This is a genomic window from Microcoleus sp. D2_18a_B4 (genome assembly GCF_036702475.1).
GTDB lineage: Bacteria > Cyanobacteriota > Cyanobacteriia > Cyanobacteriales > Microcoleaceae > Microcoleus.
On the sequence record NZ_JAUBTL010000025.1, the window covers coordinates 74,447 to 94,791 of the forward strand.

Annotated in this window: 20 protein-coding genes and 1 CRISPR repeat array; of the genes, 7 read left to right on the forward strand and 13 right to left on the reverse strand. The window is 44.7% G+C overall.

The genetic code is table 11. The features are described from left to right. Nucleotides 1-6: 6 nt before the first annotated feature. Complete coding sequence (locus tag QUB04_RS16265) at nucleotides 7-1,401, reverse strand: NB-ARC domain-containing protein (protein WP_333285826.1); 1,395 nt, start codon at nucleotides 1,399-1,401, stop codon at nucleotides 7-9. A 216-nt stretch (nucleotides 1,402-1,617) separates the two neighbouring features. On the opposite strand from QUB04_RS16265, the gene QUB04_RS16270 reads away from it, so the two are divergent. Further along, complete coding sequence (locus tag QUB04_RS16270; RefSeq protein ID WP_333285827.1) at nucleotides 1,618-1,935, forward strand: hypothetical protein; 318 nt, start codon at nucleotides 1,618-1,620, stop codon at nucleotides 1,933-1,935. Nucleotides 1,936-2,088: 153 nt separating this feature from the next. Here QUB04_RS16270 and QUB04_RS16275 read toward each other — a convergent pair whose 3' ends face one another. The 9 genes from QUB04_RS16275 to QUB04_RS16315 form a co-directional block, all read right to left on the reverse strand. Further along, complete coding sequence (locus tag QUB04_RS16275; RefSeq protein WP_333285829.1) at nucleotides 2,089-2,649, reverse strand: Uma2 family endonuclease; 561 nt, start codon at nucleotides 2,647-2,649, stop codon at nucleotides 2,089-2,091. A 180-nt stretch (nucleotides 2,650-2,829) separates the two neighbouring features. Beyond that, nucleotides 2,830-3,891 (reverse strand): 3-deoxy-7-phosphoheptulonate synthase, encoded by a 1,062-nt coding sequence (gene aroF / locus QUB04_RS16280; RefSeq protein ID WP_333285831.1) that lies wholly within the window; start codon nucleotides 3,889-3,891, stop codon nucleotides 2,830-2,832. A 352-nt stretch (nucleotides 3,892-4,243) separates the two neighbouring features. Next, the gene (locus QUB04_RS16285; protein ID WP_333147822.1) at nucleotides 4,244-4,717 is read right to left on the reverse strand and encodes a PAM68 family protein; all 474 of its coding nucleotides are present in this window, start codon (nucleotides 4,715-4,717) and stop codon (nucleotides 4,244-4,246) included. Between the two features lie 95 nt (nucleotides 4,718-4,812). Continuing rightward, entirely contained in the window at nucleotides 4,813-5,082 is a 270-nt protein-coding gene (rpsO, locus tag QUB04_RS16290) for a 30S ribosomal protein S15 (RefSeq protein ID WP_190661928.1), read from the reverse strand. Nucleotides 5,083-5,196: 114 nt separating this feature from the next. Further along, a CRISPR array of direct repeats spans nucleotides 5,197-7,809; the repeat unit is 36 nt; unit sequence GTTTCAATCCCCTTGCGGGGAAAAGTGAATTGCGGC. 368 nt (nucleotides 7,810-8,177) lie between these two features. Continuing rightward, the gene (locus tag QUB04_RS16295; protein WP_333285833.1) at nucleotides 8,178-8,363 is read right to left on the reverse strand and encodes a CRISPR-associated endonuclease Cas2; all 186 of its coding nucleotides are present in this window, start codon (nucleotides 8,361-8,363) and stop codon (nucleotides 8,178-8,180) included. 16 nt (nucleotides 8,364-8,379) lie between these two features. Continuing rightward, nucleotides 8,380-9,003: a Holliday junction branch migration protein RuvA gene (ruvA, locus tag QUB04_RS16300; RefSeq protein WP_333285834.1), complete on the reverse strand. Its 624-nt coding sequence runs from the start codon at nucleotides 9,001-9,003 to the stop codon at nucleotides 8,380-8,382. A 106-nt stretch (nucleotides 9,004-9,109) separates the two neighbouring features. After that, nucleotides 9,110-9,277, reverse strand: coding sequence for a hypothetical protein (locus tag QUB04_RS16305; protein WP_333285836.1), 168 nt, complete (start codon nucleotides 9,275-9,277; stop codon nucleotides 9,110-9,112). A gap of 29 nt (nucleotides 9,278-9,306) precedes the next feature. Beyond that, nucleotides 9,307-9,561, reverse strand: coding sequence for a type II toxin-antitoxin system RelN family antitoxin (locus QUB04_RS16310; RefSeq protein WP_333285838.1), 255 nt, complete (start codon nucleotides 9,559-9,561; stop codon nucleotides 9,307-9,309). Between the two features lie 499 nt (nucleotides 9,562-10,060). Beyond that, nucleotides 10,061-12,697 carry an AAA-like domain-containing protein gene (locus tag QUB04_RS16315; protein ID WP_333285840.1) on the reverse strand — a complete coding sequence of 879 codons (2,637 nt, stop codon included), beginning with the start codon at nucleotides 12,695-12,697 and terminating at the stop codon, nucleotides 10,061-10,063. 969 nt (nucleotides 12,698-13,666) lie between these two features. Between QUB04_RS16315 and QUB04_RS16320 the strand changes: the two genes are divergently transcribed. The 5 genes from QUB04_RS16320 (at nucleotide 13,667) to QUB04_RS16340 (ending at nucleotide 16,596) form a co-directional block, all read left to right on the forward strand. After that, on the forward strand, nucleotides 13,667-13,870 hold the full coding sequence (locus tag QUB04_RS16320; RefSeq protein WP_333147810.1) for a hypothetical protein: 204 nt from the start codon (nucleotides 13,667-13,669) through the stop codon (nucleotides 13,868-13,870). 286 nt (nucleotides 13,871-14,156) lie between these two features. After that, on the forward strand, nucleotides 14,157-14,729 hold the full coding sequence (locus tag QUB04_RS16325; protein WP_333144787.1) for a hypothetical protein: 573 nt from the start codon (nucleotides 14,157-14,159) through the stop codon (nucleotides 14,727-14,729). 44 nt (nucleotides 14,730-14,773) lie between these two features. Beyond that, complete coding sequence (locus tag QUB04_RS16330) at nucleotides 14,774-14,938, forward strand: hypothetical protein (protein ID WP_333285842.1); 165 nt, start codon at nucleotides 14,774-14,776, stop codon at nucleotides 14,936-14,938. 23 nt (nucleotides 14,939-14,961) lie between these two features. Further along, nucleotides 14,962-15,678: a GUN4 N-terminal ARM-like repeat domain-containing protein gene (locus tag QUB04_RS16335; protein WP_333285844.1), complete on the forward strand. Its 717-nt coding sequence runs from the start codon at nucleotides 14,962-14,964 to the stop codon at nucleotides 15,676-15,678. 357 nt (nucleotides 15,679-16,035) lie between these two features. After that, a complete protein-coding gene (locus QUB04_RS16340; protein WP_333285846.1) occupies nucleotides 16,036-16,596 on the forward strand; it encodes a Uma2 family endonuclease in 561 nt (186 codons plus the stop codon). Between the two features lie 146 nt (nucleotides 16,597-16,742). Here QUB04_RS16340 and QUB04_RS16345 read toward each other — a convergent pair whose 3' ends face one another. Then, nucleotides 16,743-17,078: a hypothetical protein gene (locus QUB04_RS16345; RefSeq protein WP_333285848.1), complete on the reverse strand. Its 336-nt coding sequence runs from the start codon at nucleotides 17,076-17,078 to the stop codon at nucleotides 16,743-16,745. A 100-nt stretch (nucleotides 17,079-17,178) separates the two neighbouring features. Here QUB04_RS16345 and QUB04_RS16350 point away from each other — a divergent pair, with 100 nt between their 5' ends. Beyond that, complete coding sequence (locus tag QUB04_RS16350) at nucleotides 17,179-19,731, forward strand: NACHT domain-containing NTPase (protein WP_333285850.1); 2,553 nt, start codon at nucleotides 17,179-17,181, stop codon at nucleotides 19,729-19,731. A gap of 29 nt (nucleotides 19,732-19,760) precedes the next feature. On the opposite strand, the gene QUB04_RS16355 is transcribed toward QUB04_RS16350, so the two are convergent. After that, on the reverse strand, nucleotides 19,761-19,958 hold the full coding sequence (locus QUB04_RS16355) for a type II toxin-antitoxin system PemK/MazF family toxin (protein ID WP_333285852.1): 198 nt from the start codon (nucleotides 19,956-19,958) through the stop codon (nucleotides 19,761-19,763). After that, the gene (locus QUB04_RS16360) at nucleotides 19,952-20,152 is read right to left on the reverse strand and encodes a DUF2281 domain-containing protein (RefSeq protein WP_333285854.1); all 201 of its coding nucleotides are present in this window, start codon (nucleotides 20,150-20,152) and stop codon (nucleotides 19,952-19,954) included. Before QUB04_RS16360 ends, QUB04_RS16355 begins: the two co-directional genes overlap by 7 nt. Nucleotides 20,153-20,345 lie beyond the last annotated feature (193 nt).

Here is a 20,345-nt window from a genome sequence, read left to right on the forward strand (position 1 = left end):
TGTCCACTACCTCCCTGTCAAATTTTTCAAATGCTCTAATGCTACGCTGCGAATTAAATTGTGCTGCCGCAAGTGTACCTCATCGTCAATTAATTCTTCTTCTACCAAAAAGCGATCGCGCAACGCATCCAACGCTAACTCTTGCTTCTGGTCATCACAATCCCAATCTTCCAAATGACTCAGCCAAAACTCTTGCGGTACTGCACAGCGATACACAGAAGCTTCGCAAAGCAATCGATAGGCATTCAAAATATCTTTTTTCAATCTCTCAAACGTCTTTTCCAGCCGGAACCGCACATTTTTTCGCAGTTCGCGAGTATATCGATCCAGTCGCCAGTCGTCATCTGCTGATGCGGTTATTCCTTTGGTCTTAGCTTCCTCAATTGCCTTCTCAACTTCTTCAATTTCCTGCCCGTATTTATTCCAATAGCCCGCCACGTTGCCATAAAAAGGCTTACTGCCAATTTCCCCAGCAATCACCCGCAAAGCCAATGGATGCCCTTCATAAGCAGCCCCGATTCGTTCTAAATAAGGTTTGTTTGGTGAATCTATTTCAGCCTCTAGTCCAGTTTTCTCGAACAAGTCTAACTGTTCTGATGCTGTCAGTCCCCTCAATTCTTGACAATACCAGAAATTTTTATAACGGGCCGGAATTTGCTCTGGCAAATCCTGCGATGTTACGATGATACGACTTTGACAAGATTCTACTGCCAAAAAACTTTCAAAAAATTTTGCCCACAACTCATCCTGAAAACCATTCCAGCCTGTTTCTTCATTTCCTTTTAAAATCAGTTCCAGAGAATCTATCACCACCAAATACCGATTTTCTCGCAATCGCTTGACCAATCGATTCACCAACCGCTGTGTATCTTTGCGGTCATCTGGCGTAATGCGTTCTCCCCACTTTTCCAACCATCGAATCGCCACACTAGCAAAATCAGAAGCTTGCTGGTCGTTTTCAAAATTTTCCTGATGAAACTTACGACCGTCGTCTTGCAACTCCACCGCCAATCTTTCAGCTAAAGCCGTTTTACCAATTCCCGCGATGCCAAGCAGAATTAACAGGCGACACGAACCCTGAACCTTCTGGGCGAGTTGACTAATCAGGTCTTTTCGACCAACCCAAGCATCGTCACAAGCAAAAAACTCTGCTCTCGAATCTGTCTCAGACAAGGGACTATCATCAACAATATCTTCCCAGTTATCCACTTGTACAGCCTTGCAAATATTAACAAAAGCTGGTTGCTCAATAGGAATCCGCCGCCAAAACCGCTTTAAAACTGATTTTGAAGTTTGGGCCTCACCGTACCAGCTAGAAGCTTGTTTTTCCAAGCCTTTCTTTCGCCTTGCCCGATCGACAATTTTTAACCCAGATTCCGATGCTCTCAGAGTAGCTGCCATGCTGATTTTTTAACCTTCAGTAACCATATTTAACTTATAACATCTGCCCATTTGTGGCGCGGCTCAATTTTGGCTCACTTTTGGAGACAGCGCCAGAGGTGCGTTGAAATTGAGCCGTCAAGCCTTTGCTGTTCAAGGAATATAGAGATGGGAAGCAAGTTAGCCGATAGCTCATTTCCCAGTTAAAACAATCATTTCTTCATCATGAGTAAGACTATGCAAGCACAAAATTTCGTTCAACTGGAACTACCAGGCGTTTTACCTAAAAAAAACGACACCCTCAAACAAATAGAAGAAGCAATGCAAGGAATACTAGACCTCACATGGAAAACTGTGCTGCTTCACATATCAGCACGCAGCGCTAAAGAACTGATGCGACAGCACGGAAAACTGATTGCTATCCATGATGGCGAAGCCCGAATTAAAGTTTCCTCAACACCACTTTTGCTAATGGCAATTCAAAAACTTCCCGATGTTGAATCAGCCTTCAGAAAAGCTTTTGGCACAACAGTCAAAATCCGTCTCGAAGTGTAAGTGAGCTCGTTTCCGGTGACAGCTTATTATTCAATGCTTTGCCCGCGTGCGGTGCGTGACAGTCAATAGTCCCACCGCCGCGAGTTAAAGTTTTCCCGTTGTCACGCACCCTACCACTGATATCTTGCACAGAGTACGATCGCCCTCAATCAATCAATCAATCAATTCCGCTTCTTCAAAAATCTGCCGAGTCGTTAACTCCAAACCAGGCAGCAACTCATCCACAATCGGTGTATTATCCGTATAAACTTGACTCGAACCATCCGGGAAAAAGCTTTTTATTAAAATAGCTTCTGGATCTATCACCCAAACTCGCGGAACTCCCGCCGCCAAATAATCTTTCGCCTTCTCTTCAAATTCCTTCATACTTTGATCCGGTGATCTAATCTCAATCACCAGTTCAGGAATTGCGGGACAAGCTTGATTCCGCCGATAACTCTGCGGTAAACGTTCATAAGAAATATACAGTAAATCTGGTACAGGAGCCCAGTTTCGATCCTGACGCTTTAATAGAACCGCTAATTCTGGAAAGACTCTACCTTTTCCCCGACTCCATAGACGCAATAGGAAATTTAAAGCTCCCTGTAAACTGGAATGAAAAATTTTTGGAGACACTTTAGGAACTGCTTGACCATCTACAAACTCATAATATACATCTCCGTCGGGCAAAGCTAGAAATTCTTCTAAAGTGAGTTTGGTTCCGATGCCTACCATGACTCCTAGCCCTCTCGCTAATTAATTCATATATCTATTATACAAAATTTCCTAACATTCCTAGAAGTACGATCGCCCCTGGGCCTCTATTCCAAAAACACAATAACAAAATCCCCGACTTCTTAAAGAAGTCGGGGATTTAACCGCGATCGCATTTTAGGTTAGGCGTTTCGCCTGTTTTTATGCCAAAACAGGCACGGGTTGCGGCCAACGTCCCATGACTTTACCAATCACCGCCAATTCTTCCATCAACTTGTCGAACTGATCCGGTGTTAAAGATTGCGGCCCGTCAGACAAAGCTTTTTTCGGATTCGGGTGCACTTCAATCATCAGCGAATCTGTACCAGAGGCGATCGAAGCAAACGCCATTGACGGTACAAACTGCGCCCAACCGGTGCCGTGACTCGGGTCAACCATAATCGGTAAGTGAGTCAGAGTCCGCAATACTGGTACTGCGGACAAATCTAGGGTATTGCGTGTATATTGCCTGTCATACCCGCGAATTCCGCGCTCGCACAAAATCACGTTCGGATTGCCAGAAGCCATGATATACTCAGCAGCCATCAACCATTCTTCAATGGTGGCGGAGATGCCACGCTTCAGCAAAATTGGTTTGTCTTGAGCTCCAACTTTCTTCAACAGTGAGAAATTCTGCATATTTCTCGCCCCGACTTGGATTACATCGGCTACTTCTACGATCGCACTTAAGTCCGCCGCATCCATAACTTCGGTGATAATTCCCAAACCGCTAGCTTCCCGGGCCGCAGCTAGCAATCCCAAAGCACTCTCGCCGTGGCCTTGGAAAGCGTAGGGGGAAGTTCTCGGTTTGTACGCGCCACCACGGAGAAAATGAGCTCCAGCAGCTTTGACGCGCATTGCCGTTTCGACAATCATTTCTTCGTTTTCGACCGAGCAAGGGCCTGCTACGATCGCGATCGGGTGATGCAAGCCGATCATCACAGTTCCTAAAGGAGTAGCAACTTCTACTGTGCTGGCTTCTCCTTGGCGGTACTCCAGAGAAGCGCGTTTGTAGGGTTTTTCCACGCGCAGCACTTCTTCAATCCAGGTGCTCATTTCGCGCAGTTGCATCGGTTCGAGCTCGGCGGTGTCGCCTACCAAACCCATGACAACTTTGTAACGGCCGACGATTTTTTCTGGGATCAAACCCCAGTTAGTGCGGAGCTCTTCGTCTAGTCGATCGATCTCGGCTTCTGGAGTGCCGGCTTTCATTACTATAATCATTTTTTTTTTGCCTTTTTAGTTGGGCTAGACACGAATTATGACACGGATGAACTGAGAAAAATAGATGCAATGGCGATCGAATGATATCAGGACACGGCAGTAGCCATTGGTGTCAACTTAAGCTTTTAGTCCGCCAAGTTCTCTCGCTTACCCGCCAAGTCCGCCAGGGGTTAAAACCCCTGTCTCAAAGCTAAAGTCCTCTGAAGAGGACTGAGAAGAAAACTTTTTAAATTCATTAGTCCTATGCAAGAGGACTTTCGCTTTGAGACAGGGAATTCATTCCCTGTCGGACTATCGGACTATCGGTTTAAGGTTAAGTTGTCACTAATGACTAATAACTAATAACTAATGACTAACTTTTTGGCTTCGCGGCGCGCCACGCTTCTCGCATCCGTCCAAAATTGGTATTAAATTCTTCCCACCCCAGAGTGCTTCCTGAAATTTCTTCATCCCAGGAAGCCGAGAGGACTCCGTAGCTTAATCCCAGAACGCCTAGACCAAAACAGCCCATGCTTACCAGCAATACTGCTGTGTTGGGCAGATCGAACAAGCCTTTGCTGACTACCAAATAGCTGACAAAAAATGTGCAAATTCCCAGGATTGTCGGTATGCCGCAGAACACCGCTATGCGAGATATCATGCGTTGGCTGACTACTTCTGGGATGGATTGCGACTGTTTTCCGGTTTTGTTAGCTTTCGGCTGCTTGTCGGCAGAATCCGACTCTAAGGCTAGGCTTGCTTGGGGTTCTGGGGGCTTTTTAGGCGTTTTTTTACGATTTGTTGCCGGTTCAAAGGGCAAGCGCTTGCGGGGTGGTTCGGAGGACATATTTTATCTCTAACCTGAAATCTCGAACATTTTTCAATAAGTCTTGGTGTTTGTCCAAGATTAAAGAATATTGTCGCAAATTTTGGCTTTGGTGTTTAGCCGCGAATGCCTAGACGGGCAATCAATGCTTTGTAGCGATCGACATTTTCCCTTTGGATGTATGCCAGCAGGCGCTTGCGGCGGCTGATCATCATCATCAAACCGCGCCGGGAGGCGAAGTCTTTTTGGTTGATTTTCAGGTGGGCGCTGAGTTTTGTGATGCGATCGGTCAGCATGGCGACTTGGACATCTGCTGAGCCTGTATCGGTTTCATGGGTTTGGAAGTCGCCCATGATTTCTTGTTTGCGCTGTTGTGTAAGAGCCATGAATTGATTTTAGTTTTTTTTGTACGATTGTCACAATCTGCAATTGTACCACAGTCGATCGACAAGGGTGCAGCGTGCGGGATGAAATTTTTGCTGCAAGAGTTCGCAGACCGAGTTTCAATCCCCTTGCGGGGAAAAGTGAATTGCGACTGGACGGAAATATGGCGAACTGGATGGGCGATTACGGTTTCAATCCCCTTGCGGGGAAAAGTGAATTGCGGCATTGCTAAGATGAATGCCGACGGAGTTATCTTTGCTATGTTTCAATCCCCTTGCGGGGAAAAGTGAATTGCGGCGTATCATGGAATACAGCTTTAGTAACAAAGTAAACAGAGTTTCAATCCCCTTGCGGGGAAAAGTGAATTGCGGCTAAATATGGACTATTCTTCTCTATAAATCTCTTACGTCTTGTTTCAATCCCCTTGCGGGGAAAAGTGAATTGCGGCTTCGATTGAATTTACCTATCTCAGCGAAAAAGGCACCAAGTTTCAATCCCCTTGCGGGGAAAAGTGAATTGCGGCTCAATCCAGTGTACTTACGGATTGATAGAAGCTCGAAAGTAGTTTCAATCCCCTTGCGGGGAAAAGTGAATTGCGGCAAATCTGGTTTATAGTTTAAATTAGATGAATCAGTTGTTTCAATCCCCTTGCGGGGAAAAGTGAATTGCGGCTAACAAGGTTGAAAATAATGACGCAATACATGATTGTTTCAATCCCCTTGCGGGGAAAAGTGAATTGCGGCTTGGGCGGGTGCGATCGCGGCGGACAAAATCACATTTACAACGTTTCAATCCCCTTGCGGGGAAAAGTGAATTGCGGCTCGAAGCTATCGAAGCTGTTAAAATCGAAACCCTTTAAATGTTTCAATCCCCTTGCGGGGAAAAGTGAATTGCGGCTGTGTTCCCTACCGGGTTAGCTGACATTAGATGCAAGCTAAATCCGAGTTTCAATCCCCTTGCGGGGAAAAGTGAATTGCGGCACTTAACGTTGCCACTAGATGATCTAGGGGTTCGTGTATTGTTTCAATCCCCTTGCGGGGAAAAGTGAATTGCGGCTTAGAAACTATCAATTTAGCTTGGTGTTTAGCAGAAGGTTTCAATCCCCTTGCGGGGAAAAGTGAATTGCGGCTCAAAAGGTAAGAAGTCTTTTGAGACAAATCCAAGGAGTTACGTTTCAATCCCCTTGCGGGGAAAAGTGAATTGCGGCTAGAATAAGCTAAACTCTCAATAAGTCAATCTAGCCTCCGTTTCAATCCCCTTGCGGGGAAAAGTGAATTGCGGCTTATCTGTATACTGGTTGGTAGGTACGTCCTGACCATGAAGTTTCAATCCCCTTGCGGGGAAAAGTGAATTGCGGCCCACCCCTGTATGAGTATCAGGATAAGTGGAAGCTACCCGTTTCAATCCCCTTGCGGGGAAAAGTGAATTGCGGCTGCACCTACTCTTTTTCAAGATTGCGACCCGGCAACTATGTTTCAATCCCCTTGCGGGGAAAAGTGAATTGCGGCAATGGTTGAGTGACCATCTCACGGAGGGGCCGTAGCAAAGTTTCAATCCCCTTGCGGGGAAAAGTGAATTGCGGCATTATCAGGCTCTTTCGCATGCCTTCGCTCTGCATCGTTTCAATCCCCTTGCGGGGAAAAGTGAATTGCGGCCTTGAAAACTTGGCAACCCAACGTCCAGTGAAACCTCAACCTCAGTTTCAATCCCCTTGCGGGGAAAAGTGAATTGCGGCTATTACGCTGATGATTCAGAAAAGAAACCTCTTTCTGTTTCAATCCCCTTGCGGGGAAAAGTGAATTGCGGCATAAACGTTTAATGATGGGATTTCACACTGAAGATGAGAGTTTCAATCCCCTTGCGGGGAAAAGTGAATTGCGGCCTAACTAAGCTCAATGAAAAAAATCACAATACTTAGGAGACTACCATGCAACCTTTTGAATTTAAGGTTTCAATCCCCTTGCGGGGAAAAGTGAATTGCGGCTCTACTACTGAATTTATGAGTAATCTAGTTTCATGTTTCAATCCCCTTGCGGGGAAAAGTGAATTGCGGCTTAGCAAGTGCCCAACTACCAGTAAATAATTAACTAAAGTTTCAATCCCCTTGCGGGGAAAAGTGAATTGCGGCCACGAATCAGTAAAGGAACACTTAACCACTGTTGGAATAACAAGTTTCAATCCCCTTGCGGGGAAAAGTGAATTGCGGCAAGCCAATTTGCAATTTTGAAAAATTATGGATAAAAGACAAGTTTCAATCCCCTTGCGGGGAAAAGTGAATTGCGGCCTTTACTAAAAGATTACAACAAATGCTTAACTTATTGTTTCAATCCCCTTGCGGGGAAAAGTGAATTGCGGCTTAGCAAAATAAGCAAAAAAGGAAAAACACATGTGTGTATCAGGTTTCAATCCCCTTGCGGGGAAAAGTGAATTGCGGCTTCAGAAGGCTATACCAGTAAACTATATGTTAGCGTTTCAATCCCCTTGCGGGGAAAAGTGAATTGCGGCTTAGAAGAAGTAATCGCTACTTGTAAATCTCTTATACCCATAGTTTCAATCCCCTTGCGGGGAAAAGTGAATTGCGGCTTGGAATTAGGAAAGAGGTCTAATGTTCTTGAGTTTCAATCCCCTTGCGGGGAAAAGTGAATTGCGGCCAGACTTATCATCTGCGGATATGGCCTAGTTGACGCTAGTATGTTTCAATCCCCTTGCGGGGAAAAGTGAATTGCGGCCCCTCGTTGTGAAAACCTTGCCCAGTAAAGGCTCCAGAAGCCGTTTGCGACCGCCTCTGATGCTGAGCTCACTTAGAGCCGAAAATTGGCTGCCGAAAATCGCTGAAACCCTTACTGCACAATAGAACGGCCGCCTATACGAGAGAATCTGTGTTTCAGCCATTTAGCGAGGCGGTCGGATAGCTAAATGATTGAACTGCTAAAACACTACTTTAATCTATTTAATTTTCTAGGTACTGGTGCTGTTGATTCGGGTAGTAATTAACACGACAAGTAAACTTGGGCTTCTGTGGATTTACAACCATAATCTAGCAATGGAGACATAGTAACGTAGATTTCCCTGGCTGTCAAGTGTCAAAAAAAATACTTTAAACAACGATCGAAGTTGGCGGTTGAGTCACCGGCGGGCCAGAACCCCAAGTTTCTACCTGCCCGATCGCCCGCGTTGACAAGGCATAAAAACGGATGTTATCTTCATCCAAATTCACCCGTCCCCGCAGGCGAGTGCGGAACTCCTCAAACTGACGCTGAGACAGGGCACACTCAAAAACCATAGTATTAAGCAGAAAACTATCGGCTCAAATAGGCGATCGCCTCACGTATCCAATCATCCGCATCACCTTTGGCGGACAAAGTGCTGTCTTGACTGAGGGTTTGGAGCGCTTGCAAGACTTCCGCCGCAGTGTATCCCATCGCCAGCAGGATCATCTCCACTTCTTCTTGAATAGCTGGGGGGACTCCGGCGGCGACTGAAGTTGTCAAACCTGCTTGCTGTCGCCATTCCGAGAGTTTGCTTTTGAGTTCCAGGGCGAGACGTTCTGCGGTTTTTGTACCCACGCCCGGGGTTTTGGATAAAATGCGGGTATTGCCGCCGACGATCGCCTGGACTAAATCTTGTAATCCTAAAGTATCGAGAAGTGCGATCGCCAGTTGAGCACCCACACCGCTGACACTCGTCAACTGCCGAAACAAATCGCGTTCTGCCGCGCTGCCAAAACCGTACAATACGATTTGGTCTTCCTTAACTTGCTGGTGGGTAAAAATTTGGGCGACTTCGCCGGATGCTGGCAATTGACCGGTCACGCGGGGCAAAATTTGGATTTCATAGCCGATTTGATTGACTTCGAGAGTCAATATGACGCGGTTGCTGCCTTTGGCGATATCGGCGACTGTGCCTTTGAGATAGCTAATCATAGAGTTTATAATACACCGCTATTCGTTTTCGTCAAACTCGGCGATGATGTTGCGGATTTCGTTGAGGCTGATATCTGTTCGATCTGACATCTTGCACCATTCTCAATTAGCCTTTTAGGAACAGGCAAGATGCCTGTTCCACAAGAAAATCTACTCTTTGTGGAACGGGCCGGAGAGCCCGTTCTTGAGAATGGTGCAAGATGTGAGTTCGATCGGATTTTGAGTAAATGGTTAACAAAAGTACGATCGACGGTGATTCTACTTGATAAATCATGCGATCCTCTAAAATCTCAAATCTCAAATCTAAAATCGATCGATGCCCTCCCACATTTTAGAAAGAGGTATTCGCTGTCGGGTTTTAGCTTCCTGGAATGCCCTTTTGAGACTAGCTTTCACTTCTGCCACTGGAGTATCATCGGGGTCGTCTTCATCTTCATCTGTAGGTTCGGGAAGAAGAACGATGATTCGCACGCGGCCGGGAGTTTCTGCGGTTAAAGGTCGATCGAGAATTAATTGACCTTTTTCGTCGATCGTTCCTGTGACTTCAAAGGCTTTCATTGGTTTGTCCTGGATTTTTTTAAATTAACTACCAGCCGGGAAGTCCCGGGCGTATATTTAGAGGGGATTAATCTGAGCGCTGGGCCCCGTACCCCGTTGGGAATTACTCCTTGGGATGAAAGGCTCGTCGGGTTTCGGTACCGAAACCGACAATTATTCTTTTATACCCCAAGATGATCGGGAAATACTCTGATAATATATTAGCAAGTGGGGGTGGAACTACCTCACTATAAAAAGCCTTTGAAAAAAAGGAAAAAGAAGCCTGCCGTCTAACTGTACTCAGTTGACCGTCAGGTTTGTTCACTACTATTATATAACCCAATACGCTTGGGTTAAAACTATTTATTCCTCGGAGATCCCCCTAAATCCCCCTTAAGAAGGGGAGTAGGGGTTGACTTTGAGTAATTTCTTGTCCCCCCCTTTTTAAGGGGGGCTAGGGGGGATCGAGTTTAACTGAACTGTATTGTTATATAACCCTCTCCGAACGATTTTGTTATTCTCAAGTCAAAATAAGCTGCTGTTTAACCAAAGACAAATCCGTCTTACCAAAATTCATAACCAAAGCCACATTAAAATTTTCCAAGGATTTGACAAACCACATAATTTCATTAGAAGCTTTACCTTCATAGTGATTAAACAAAATAGAAAATCGCTTTTCCAACTCTGGTTTGACTTTGCCCGAAAGCAGTACAAGTTTCAGCAGTAAACCCATTGTCCTGCTGGCGCCGAGGTTGTACACTAAATCGTAAAAAACGTAGTGGCTGGGATGTTGGGAATTTTCTACTACTAAGAAGTTGAACAACTGGTGGCAAGTACGAACTAACAATGGATTATTGAATTTCACCGAGTCATTTTCTCGCAATGTATTTTTGATTTGTTTGTACAAACGGTCATTAAATTGACGCCCCCCGTATTCTGGTTCGATCGACGATATTAAATATTCATATAAATCCACTTTAAATGAAGCGTAAGAAGGAGTTTGTCGGGAATCTCTCAGGAAAAATTGAGCCGCTTCTTTGTAGCTGCGATCGCCTGCTACTTTTCCGGCAAATTCCCTCACCGCTAAGTGCAGTTCTGCATCGTTCAAAAGTGTGGGATTAGCCGCCCGCTGCACAATTCCTATTTCTGTATTTCTCGGCTCAACCATATAATTCAAATATTTAGACAAATGTGTTTCAAATTGTCTCTGTCTTTGAAATGCCAGTTTTTGGATGGTTTGTTGGTCTTCCTCAATGCTGTCCTTGCTCAGTAGAGAATAGCCGTACAAATAAGGATACCGACAGATCAATTCGCCCAAAGGAGAATCTGTATCTTGTTTCTGCTGTTCCGCCTCTCTATCTAAGGCTTTTACTAAGCGCTCTATGGTCTGGAATTCGTCACTTTTCGTAAATAATTTTATTTGTTCTTGCAAGCGCTTGACTATGTAAAATTCCATCCCGAATCGGGGAGAAGTCTGCTTAAATAAAGCTACCAACTTGGCAATCGCGAATTGGTTTTGGGAATTCAATTGCCAGCGGTTGATCGGGATGTAGCAGCAGCGGTGAAGGAGATATTTAAAGTCCTGATCAGATCGCTTGACGGAGACTATACTGTACAAACTTGCTTCAATCTCTCGATCGGGATAGCCCATGCCGTCGATAAATAGCTTTCGGAACCGCTCGATCACCTGTGCGGGGGATTCTGTTTCCACGCAGGAGACGATGTGATCGTACAATCTCTGTTCGTTGCTGCCAATTGGAACACTGTCTGAGGGCGGGGTGAGGATGCTGCTGTCTGCTTCTGTGTCTACGCTGCTGTCTGCAACTTGTGCCACAACAACTGTCGGTTTTTCCCGAACAGTTCGATCGCGATTCAAGAACCAATAGTGTTCTTGGCTTAATTGTTTGTCCGCAGCCCAATCCAAAGCTGACTGCAAACTTTCCTCTGTCAATAACAGCGATTCATCTTCGCGGTCTGAAGCCAGCCATGCTGCTAGCGCGGAGCGGTACGGAGCCAATTTCCCCAGCTCTTTTTCCACCCAAAATTGATTAAAAACTGACTGATAAATTAGGTTAGCAACTATTAATTTACCGTGAGATTTCACAACCAGTCCTGACAGTTGCAATTCGATTTTTTCGGGAGAGTAATCTGCTGGTACTCCCTGCGATTCCCCGGATTTTGTTGCCTGGGGCGGTTGCAAAGCTTGCTGGTACAGCGTTAACAGCCGCGTGAGGTCGCAGTGGTTATGGAAAATGCGATCGCGTATGGCGGTCAAATGTTGGGGTTCGTCTTCTTCTTCCCAATTTTTAATAATTCTGTGTTTGACCAGTTTTTCAACCTGCTGAGCTTCGGAATTTCTGCCAATAAAAGGCCCGTACTCAAGTACCAATTGGCAAAGTTTTTGAGTTAGAAACGGTTGGCCACCCGTCCAAGCTAATATTTCTTGGAGCACTTTTTGGGGGCGAAAAGCTTTCAGGGCTAATCCTTTTGCTAGCGGCAAACTTTCGTGCAGTTGGAATCGACTTAAATGAATCTGCCGTCCAATATTAAAAGGGTTGCATCTTGGATCTCGGATCAATTCTGAGGGGGCTGCTACTCCCATAACAGCAAAAGTCAGGCGATCGTATTCCGGTTGCTCTGCCCGCTTGGAGTAACAAGCCCGGATCAAAGCAAAAAAATCGCTGGTACTGAAATTTAGGCTGCTGATGCTTTCAATGTCATCTAGGAAAATTACCAGATTTTGCTGAAGTGACTTGAGCAAAACTTTTTCGATAAATATCTCCAATCGCTGCACAGGCGACAGCAGTTCGCGATCGTTCCACCACTTGATGGCATCAAACCTGTTTGTGATGTGTAAACTGCTTGCCATGCGGTACATGATTCCGCCATACCACTTTTGGGGGGAGATATCTGGGCTGCTGATGCTTCTCAAGTTGATGGCTGCAAAAACTGTACCTTCGGCGTGCAACCTTTTGGCCGTTTGCACTAGCAGGCTGGATTTTCCCATTTGCGGCGCACTCAGCACGTAACAGAAGTCTCCGGCTTTGAGTCCTGCGTAGAGTTCGCTGTCGGCCGATCGCCGGACATAGGTGGGCGCACCGGCAGGCAAATATCCTCCGACTTGATATTGGTACGTTGAGTGGACTTCTGCTGTCATCTGGGAATTCATCAAGATTTTACGCCCCTCTGCTGTGCGATCGAAAGGTTCCGAATTGGAGTTATTGCCCGCTTACTATGGTGGGAAACTTTTGTTCCTCTTTCTCTATTGTCTACTAGCTCAGCTTTCTCCTTATCAATCTTTACCGTATCTTTGCAAGCGTTCCCCCCAAATCCTACGATCGGCCCAATTGTACTCCGCCACTTGATTTTTTACACTCGTTCACATAATTAAATGAATTTTCACTCGATCGAGTGACAAAACGCTAAAACGCCCTTTTTTTCACATTTTTTTACAATAATACTTTAAATTTCACCCGGTGGTATGATGTTGGCAGGGAAACTCATAACCACAGCGCCGTCAACCTTCTGTCTTCAGATCCGCCTGCCGAATGCCGGAGAAAAAGGCGCTCGCAATGGCTGCCAATAAAAAACCCCAGCGTTTGGCTGAGGACTGCTTGAGTGGGAGATATCGTTAATCTGCGTTTTTTTAGTTGACTTAGATTGCATGGAATTCCATGCTGCTGACTTTCCCCGAGCTTTCGCGTTCGGGGATTCCTAAGAACAAACTTTTCAGGATGCATCCACAAAAAGTTTAATTCTTAAAGGCTTTGTCAGTACCAGGCTAACCACTCACTCAACTATAAAAGTTAAGTTGGTGGCTAATTGTAGAAGATGCGCCCTGATGGCTTAACTACCCGATGGATTAGCACCCTGATGGCATAACTCCCTGATGGATCGACGCCCTGATGGCTTTCGCTCCACTACCCAAAAAAATCAGGTTGGTGGATGATCGTGGACGTTAGTAACACGTCACTTCCGGCGTTTCCGATCGCAAGCGGGTGTGCCTGTCTGAATTGATTATGGCAGGCAGATTTATCAGAAGACAAGTGGGTTATTGCATCAACCCATTTCTGATATATCGGGTTAGCCAAGAAGTGCCAATCTACGCAAATCAGGGTCATCGAACATGAAAAACAGCATCTTAGTATTAGGGGTAATTGCCTCGGCTGGCTTCGGCTTTTTCCAGGCAGGCAGCGCCAGCGCTTCGGCGCTCGCTCCACAACCTTCATCAGCCAGGAGTTTGACGGCTTGGGAGAGTCGTCCCGACTTTAACTACACTGGAACGAATGAGGATGGGGAGCAAGAAGAGGTAAAAACCGGTAAAGGCTAGGAAATAATTGGCGCTCTTGTGTGGTTCCCCCGGAGTGCGGTTGTGGTTGTGGTTGTAGTTGTGGTGGTGTTTGTTGTCGCAACGGCCTTTAATCGAGGCGGTTGAAACTAGATCCCAATATCAGTCTACCTAATCCCGGAGGGGGTCAGTTTCAGAGAACGGTGAATGGGAAAATAAACAGGTAAGGCGAGTCTGTCGGTGGAGTTTCCCCGCCTATCAACTTCCTTACCTTCTGATGTTCGGGATTTGGATCTGGCACAATCGTATTTCATCTCGTAAAAACCCAATGGAAAATACTCTCGAAACTACCCGCAGACAGCGCGTATTGACAAGAACCCAGGAACGGCGTCAGGCAACACCCAAAGAAAAACAGTTGATTCACCTGCTAGCCAATATGGCTTGCAGTTTGATTAAATACGACTACAAACACGCAGCGGGCAAGGGTACTCTCCCGCCTTCGGAAAGCAAGCGTTTAGCGGAATGGCACTACCTGCGAGTTCAGCAAATTCGCCGGATCGAACGCTCATTGGAGCCCGTAGCGACCCTTAAGCGCGTGTACTACAAGAGCATCCTCAGTCCGAGGGATCTGAAGTCTTTGAAACTTCTGTGGCTGGAGGAGGACAAAAACCGTGTCAAACGCGTCGATCCTGAGTTGGACGACATCCTCAGCGAAGCTTTGGATCGGGGAGATACTTTAAAACAGCTATTTCACTCGATCGAAGTCAAAGAACGCACCTTTTCTGCAACTCCTAGCCCCGGCGCCGTGCCGCTTTGGGTCAAAGAGTGGGAAGACTCGGAATATGACATAAACTTTTTTCCGCCTTCCTTCCCTGCATGGGTTTCGATCGTGGACGACTAGGTTCAGGAAAAACTCTTTGACATGGCATCGATCGTAAATTTCAGATGGTAGACTTATTTGCGATTGCTGCCATTGGCGAAAAGTGTGCGGGCGATCGGCTAAACCAAGTGGTGTTGCGCTGTGGCATCCGAGTACAGAGAAGTGAATCGGAGTCAGTACCATTGTACAATGGGGGAAAACCAGGGCTTCAGCTAATCGCTGATAGCTGATAGCTGATAGCTGATAGTTTCTCATGACTGACTCGATTTCTACTTCTCCTCTAGACTCGGCGGCCGATACAGCCGAACTCCGCTCTCAGTTGAGGTCGGGTTCGGAAAAAGCTCAACTGCAACTGCTGCAACAACAAATAGCAGATTCCGGTTGGGATGTATTGATGGAATTTTTATTAGAGCGCAAGTCAGAGGCACCGACTGCGGTAATGGGTAAGGCTTACCAAATTCTTTACACTGCTAATTCTCCGAGAGCGGCGGAGTTTTTGCAAGCGAATTTTCCAACTGGGGTTGTGCCGCTGCGATCGGACTCTAACATTGATTACACTCCGCTGCAACAATTATTGGCGTTACAGGAATTTCAAGAAGCCGATCGCTTGACTTTAGACAAGCTTTGTGAATTAGCTGGTGATACAGCTTCTGTGAGAAAGTGGCTGTATTTTACCCAAGTTGAGAGTTTGCCCGTAACGGATTTGCAAACAATTAATACGCTGTGGAAAGTTCATTCCGAAGGCAAATTTGGCTTTTCGGTGCAGCGGGAAATTTGGCTAGGTTCGGGGAAGAATTGGGATAAGTTGTGGCCGCTAATTGGCTGGAAAAAGGGGAATAATTGGACGCGGTATCCGCAAGAGTTTATCTGGGATTTGAGCGCGCCGAGAGGGCATTTGCCGCTGTCAAATCAGTTGCGAGGAGTGCAGCCGTTTGCAGCTTTGATGGCTCATCCTGCCTGGTTGAAGTGAATGGTTTTGGGGCTTTTGGAGAATGCGGGGCGGGCTGGATGGCCTGCCCCGCTATTGTTTTTGGGGAATTGGGATTTTGATTTTTGAGGCGCAGAAATTCACAGAAATTCACAGGCGGGATGCCTGTTCCAATTTTGGCATAGAGGGAGAAGGGCGATCGTATTTCTAGGAATGTTGGGAAATTTTGTATAATTGATATTTGATATCATGTCCGGTCGATTACCCTGATTCCTGTAGGGGCCCGTGAGCCAATAATATTTGCCCCTAACGGACAATCTCACAAACCCGCCCCGGCCAATGTATTATGGGTGAGCGATCGGACATGATAGGAGTTAATTAGCGAGAGGGCTGGGAGTCATGGTAGGCATCGGAACCAAACTCACTTTAGCAGAATTTCTAGCTTTGCCCGACCCAGATGTATATTGTGAGTTTGTAGATGGTGAAGCAGTCCCCAAAGTGTCTCCCAAATATTTTCATTCGACTTTACAGTTTACTTTGTGTCGCCTGATTCGTGTATGGTGTAAAGGACGCGGGCGAGTGCTTCCAGAATGGGCAATTTTGTTAAAACGTCAGGATAAAGATTGGGTACCTGTTCCCGATTTAACGTACATTTCTTATGAACGTCTGCCGAAAAGTTGGCGCCGAAATGAAGCTTGTCCCGCAATTCCTGAACTGGTGATTGAGATTATATCGCCGGATCAAAGTATGAAGGAATTTGGAGAGAAGGCGAAAGATTATTTGGCGGCGGGAGTTCCGCGAGTTTGGGCGATAGATCCAGAGGCTATTTTAATTAGAAGTTTTTTGACCGATGGTTCGAGTCAAGTTTATACGGATAATACAGTAATTTTGGATGAGTTGCTGCCTGGTTTGGAGTTGACGACTAGACAGATTTTTGAAGAAGCGGAATTGATTGATTGAGGGCGATCGTACTCTGTGCAAGATATCAGTCGTAGGGTGCGTGACAACGGGAAAACTTTGAAGGAGTGGCGGTGGGACTATTGACTGTCACGCACCGCACGCGGGCAAAGCATTGAATAATACGCTGTCACCGGAAACTATATCACTTACACTTCGAGACGGATTTTGACTGTTGTGTCAAAAGCTTTTCTGAAGGCTGATTCAACATCGGGAAGTTTTTGAATTGCCATTAGCAAAACTGGTGTTGAGGAAACTTTAATCCGGGCTTCGCCATCATTGAGAGCAATCAGTTTACCGTGCTGTCGCATCAGTTCTTTAGCGCTGCGTGGTGATATGTGAAGTAGCACAGTTTTCCATGTTAGGTCTAGTATTCCTTGCATTGCTTCTTCTATTTGTTTGAGTGGATCTATTTTCTGAGGCATTACAGGTAGTTCTAGTTGAATGGGGAATGTGGGTGAGTGTCGATTATTGAGACTTGTCATAATCAAAGTTTCCTCTGTGGCTTGACTTTTTAAGCATGACAGCTAGGAATCTCATATATTGGTAGTGAGACAAATCTCATTTTTATGAGAAACGCCTAATATGGATGCCAAAACTGTCAGAAAGATTTTCGATAAACTACCTCCCAAGCGCAAGCAGGTACTCCTGAGAGTGTTAGCGGGTGAGAGTAAGGCAAAAATTGCCCTTGACATTTGTGATGGGAGCGAAGGTGCAGTACAGCAGAATTTAAGACAGCTTTATAAGGACTTTCAGTTTCAAGATGAAAGAGAACGCAAACTACCAGGGTTAATTGCTCTGTTTGCCCAGTCAATGCCTGAGTTGATAGGTGCTGGTAATTCTCAAGGGATTAACGAATCGCAGCCATCAGTCTATGATGATGAGACTTGGGTAGGTGGTGAGGAACCGAAGATCGCAAACCCAAGCACCAGTGTCGATCGAGAATGGAAACTTGGTTCGGTTGAAGATGCTTCAGAGGATCACCCGGATGTCTTGGTGCAAAGGGTGCGATCGCATCCCTATCACACTGCTAAGATTAAAGATCAGTGCGGACAATTACGCATCTTAGATGTTGAATGGCCAGTTGAAATAGATAATATTTACATTGAGGTCAAAGTTCTGGAAAAGCTTCCTAGCAATAGTCGGAAAACTATTTCTGATTTTCGAGCTTTAAATTCAGCGATAGATAAGTCTGACCGTCTTGATTTAGGTATATCACAACAAGAACGAGTACCGGGCATAGAGGTAGCAGCAAATAACTTGAAGTTAATGGTACTGGGAAAACAAGGGTCAGGTAAAACCACTTTTTTGAATCATTTAGCAATTCAATGCAACCAAGGTAGGTTCCAATCTCAACTTATACCGATTTTTATAGAACTGAAATATTTTGCTATGATTGCGCGGGATAAATGTAATTTTAGCCTTCTCAACTACATCATCGACGAATTGTTAAATTGTGATGTTTGGGAAGAACAGATTAATACCTTGCTTTTTAACGGCAGAGTTTTTATTTTGCTTGATGGTTTAGATGAGGTAGAGCCAGAAAATGCTGATGCAGTTTTGACAGAAATCTCTTATTTTTCCCAACACTATTTTAGAAATAAATTTGTTATAACTTGTAGGATTGCTACTCAGCTTGCCAATCGGCGATTTAGTTTAAAATTTACTGAGGTCGAAGTTGCAGATTTTAAGAGTGAGCAAATACAAGCATTCGCTAAAAAATGGTTTGTAGCAGTTGCCAAGAACTCTATAGACCAGGGTTTAAGCCAAGCTGCTGAGTTTATTAAAAAATTGTATCTTTCAGAACATCAATCAATTCTAGAACTAGCAGGCACACCTATCTTGCTCAATCTAGCCTGCTTAGTTTTCCAAGAGAAAACTAATTTTCCTTCTACCCCAGCTAAGCTTTATGAAGAAGGATTAGACATTCTGCTTTTCCGATGGGATGAAGCCAAGAACATTAAACGGGATGAAATTTATCGAAAGTTGCCTGTGCGGAACAAAAAACAAATGCTGAGTCACGTAGCAGCCATTACATTTGAGCTAGGCGATGAAATTAAACTTTTTGAGCGAGATATAATAGAGAAAATCATCGCCGACGGTCTTACTAAATTAACTGATGAAAAAAACGCTCCGGTGCAAGTACAGTTAGATAGTGAAGCAGTGCTGAAGTCTATTGCAGAGCAAGATGGGCTACTTGTAGAACGCGCAAGAGGAATTTACTCTTTTTCTCATCTCACATTTCAGGAGTATTTTACCGCTTGGAGATTTGCTAATAGTTTAGAACCACAGTGTTTAGAAAAATTAGTGGTACACATTAATGAACAGCGCTGGCGAGAAGTGTTTTTATTAACGGCGGAAATATTACCGTCTGCTGATGAATTAATGCGGTTAATGAAAGAACAAGTTGATCGAATTATAACTAAAGATGAAAAAATGCAACACTTTTTCACATGGTTAAATGAAAAATCTTTGTCAGTCAAGAATCAAGACCAAGTTTCCTTCAAACTAGCTACTGTTCGGAGTTTGTATTTTGCTCATGAAGTAGACCGCTTTTCTAACACTATGCGAGAGCGTATGCCCCATCTTTTTAAGTGCGCTTATGCTCTGGAGCAAACTGTTCATTTTGGAAGTAATAATGCTCTGGATATCGATAGTGTAGTTGATTTTTTTGTGGTTTATGCTGGTAAACCTAAAGATATCCGTTTTTGTAGCCTTGATGATGTCCTTAAACTTAAGCCGGATCTCCAGCAAAAGCTCGAACAGCTCAAAGATGAGATACCTGAAATACCTAGTGATCAAATATCTGATGATGAAATACCTGATAATCAAAAAAACCAAGAAGAGAAAAAGAAAGCCAACGAAGAAAAAGAAAAATTGGAAAAATTCAATAATTGGTTTGAAAATGATTTTTATAAGTGGTATGAGCAAGTAAAAAGGGTAACAATTAAATATCGCAATATCGGCCATAATTGGCATTTCACCGAAGAATATAAAAGTCAATTACGGCAGTATTATGATGCTAATAAGTTATTAGTTGATTGTCTGAATAGCAGTCGTAATCTTAGTCCCACAACAAGAGCGCACCTCGAGGAGACTTTTTTATTACCCATTGATCCAGCAAGCCCAACATTTTAATAAATAAAAATCACATAGAGCCCCCTTTCTTAATGTAAAAGAGCGCGACGAATCTTTGTAGTAAACGGTGCCATAATAGTATGAGGACTTACGGCATTAGCACGATCGATCTGTAAGATGACAACAGGTCTTATACCAGCTTGCTCTGTACCAACTACCGGATTCAAATCGCATAACACGACATCTCCTCTTGTATATGTGGGATTTACTGATGAAGCTCCTACCATTGAATCTCTCCACGGGCTAACTTTTCTTCGTAGGCTTCTAAATTCTTTAAATAGTCAGAAAAGTCTGATTCAGTAAGCTGTGGCACTTCACTGTTGTATTTGAGGAGCAAAAAGTCTATAAAATCATTCACCTCTTGAACAAGTGACTCCGGCAGTTGGCTAATTTTAGCAATAGTTAGATCGTAAACTGTCATATTTTTACCCTATGTATCTTATTCACTTAACTATAACGCTCTCGATCCAATTACCGTTTAGCCGCGAAACTCAAACAAGGCCAAATATCCTGTTGGGTGAGATAGGGAAAATCATCTACAGCACTTCCGGGTGTTATGAGGTACAATAAGAATAGATAAAAAAAATACACCAATGAAAGCATATTCAGTAGAT